The organism is Microcoleus sp. N3A4 (assembly GCF_036701805.1).
Taxonomy (GTDB): domain Bacteria; phylum Cyanobacteriota; class Cyanobacteriia; order Cyanobacteriales; family Microcoleaceae; genus Microcoleus.
Genome location: NZ_JAUBRJ010000171.1, coordinates 1 through 1,705 on the forward strand (window position 1 = coordinate 1; position 1,705 = coordinate 1,705).

Sequence of the window (1,705 nt, forward strand, 5' to 3'; positions counted from 1 at the left end):
TGGCCATTAAAAAGTAATGAAAAACTGCTCTCATCCGCTCTGACAAAAGATTTCGCAATTCTTGGAGAGGTCTATTCAATGTCATCATCAGGAAAGAGCGATAATTGTCCAGGCGAGACGTTGGATTGCCCGCGGTTGGGATAAGAAAGGTGACACGCAGTACAAAGGGCTATTAAGTTTTCTGGACGGTTGTCCTCCGGTATTCTGTTGCGGTGGTGTACGGCCAAAGTTAAGGCACATCGTTCCGACTTGGTTAAGCCACTTTTCTTACCGGGTCGGAGGCATTGTTGGTTGCATTTAGTACAGCGCCAGAGCGCATTTTCTTTCACCGATAACGCAATTTCTTGCCAATTGTCGGGATACCTCTTGGGTTTTGTCATAGCTCATTTCTCACAATTGGCGCGATCGCTTTTGTTGCCATTACTCAGATGGGCCGTCTCCTCCTGGCATAAAAGCGGTCGCACTCAGGGATTTTAGGCATGGCGGACGTGTTGAGGTTTTGGTTTCGGTTTAGTTTCTCGCAAATGGGGGTGTTGGTGGGGAGCATCTCAATGAAAGCAGCCAAGCTAGAAATTGGAGTTTTGAGGAAAGAGGCTGCGAGGAAAGAGGCTGCGAGGAAAGAGGCTGCGAGGAAAGAGGAAGAAGGAAGGAGCCAGAAGAAGTGTTTTTACAAATATGAGATGCTCCCTGTTGGTGGCGATCGCGGTGAGTGCGCTTTGCAGCTCAAGATCCTATTATTTTGCTTGCTCCTTCAAGATAGAAAAGCCTGAGACGTTCGCCCAAAGCAGTAAAGTCAAGCTCGCCGTTTAAAGGAGTCCTTAATAGTTCAACTTGCTCTCCTTTTTCCTCTGCCAACAAAACGAGTTCGTTTCCTGTTGCATATTCTATAAACGTAGAAAAAAAATATTTGGTGAAACTTCGTTAGTGATGCCGTGGCCTTCGGAAAACCTTAGCTGAGTCCAGTCTATTTCAAGCCTCTCAAAATCGCGGTTTTTTAAGTACATTCTATTGTGAATTGTACCGAAACCTTTTCCAAGTTCCCTTGCAACAGTTAGGCTCATGTTATAAAGCTCCCGATTGAGCTGTCAAGGCTTGTTGTAGCTCGGGTATAGATTGCCAGCGGTAGTCGATTAGAGTTCCAAAGGCTCTGTCAAAAATTCGGTAGTCCTGCATAATCAGGATTACCTGTTATAATTTACTTATTCAATCTGTTGAGCAAGTATTTTAAAGGACTGGCGTTGAGCATAATCAGATGAAGTTGATACTTTATTTTGGATTTGAGCAATATATTGTTCGGCATTATGAATGCTCTGATTGGCACAAATGCAATCTGCCTTAACTTTTAGCTTATGAAATGTCCCAGGTGCAATTCTCAATACATTGTGAAAAATGGTCACACTCACACTGGCAAACAAAACTTTAAATGTCGAGATTGTGACAGACAATTTGTCATGGCTCCCAGACATCAGCCGCTGGAGGAAGACACAAGAGAGTTAATAGATAGACTTTTATTAGAAAAAATATCTCTGGCTGGAATAGAAGCGGGCTACCGGAGTTTCCCCAAGGTGGCTACAATACTATGTTAATAAAAAGTTAGGAGCCGTCAAGCTCCAAGTAGAAGTGAAGTAAAAAAAGGTTCTTCATTAGTTGGTATGCTAAACTAACAATTAAATGCTTGCGTAAGCAAACATCTATTTTTGTAGTT

At 43.0% G+C, this 1,705-nt stretch carries 3 protein-coding genes; 2 read left to right on the forward strand and 1 reads right to left on the reverse strand.

Annotated features, from left to right (window positions below; genetic code table 11):
• Positions 1 to 71 precede the first annotated feature (71 nt).
• A complete protein-coding gene (locus tag QUA56_RS36505) occupies positions 72 to 380 on the reverse strand; it encodes an HNH endonuclease (protein WP_333368878.1) in 309 nt (102 codons plus the stop codon).
• A 171-nt stretch (positions 381 to 551) separates the two neighbouring features.
• Here QUA56_RS36505 and QUA56_RS36510 point away from each other — a divergent pair, with 171 nt between their 5' ends.
• Both QUA56_RS36510 and QUA56_RS36515 read left to right on the forward strand, forming a co-directional pair.
• Complete coding sequence (locus tag QUA56_RS36510; protein WP_333368880.1) at positions 552 to 770, forward strand: hypothetical protein; 219 nt, start codon at positions 552 to 554, stop codon at positions 768 to 770.
• 579 nt (positions 771 to 1,349) lie between these two features.
• Positions 1,350 to 1,586, forward strand: coding sequence for an IS1/IS1595 family N-terminal zinc-binding domain-containing protein (locus QUA56_RS36515; protein ID WP_333368882.1), 237 nt, complete (start codon positions 1,350 to 1,352; stop codon positions 1,584 to 1,586).
• The last annotated feature ends 119 nt before the right edge of the window (positions 1,587 to 1,705 follow it).

Excerpts from the sequence above, each read along its gene's own strand:
- QUA56_RS36505 (WP_333368878.1), bottom strand. The coding sequence starts at position 380 with ATGACAAAACCCAAGAGGTATCCCGACAATTGGCAAGAAATTGCGTTA.
- QUA56_RS36515 (WP_333368882.1), top strand. The coding sequence starts at position 1,350 with ATGAAATGTCCCAGGTGCAATTCTCAATACATTGTGAAAAATGGTCAC.
- QUA56_RS36510 (WP_333368880.1), top strand. The coding sequence starts at position 552 with ATGAAAGCAGCCAAGCTAGAAATTGGAGTTTTGAGGAAAGAGGCTGCG.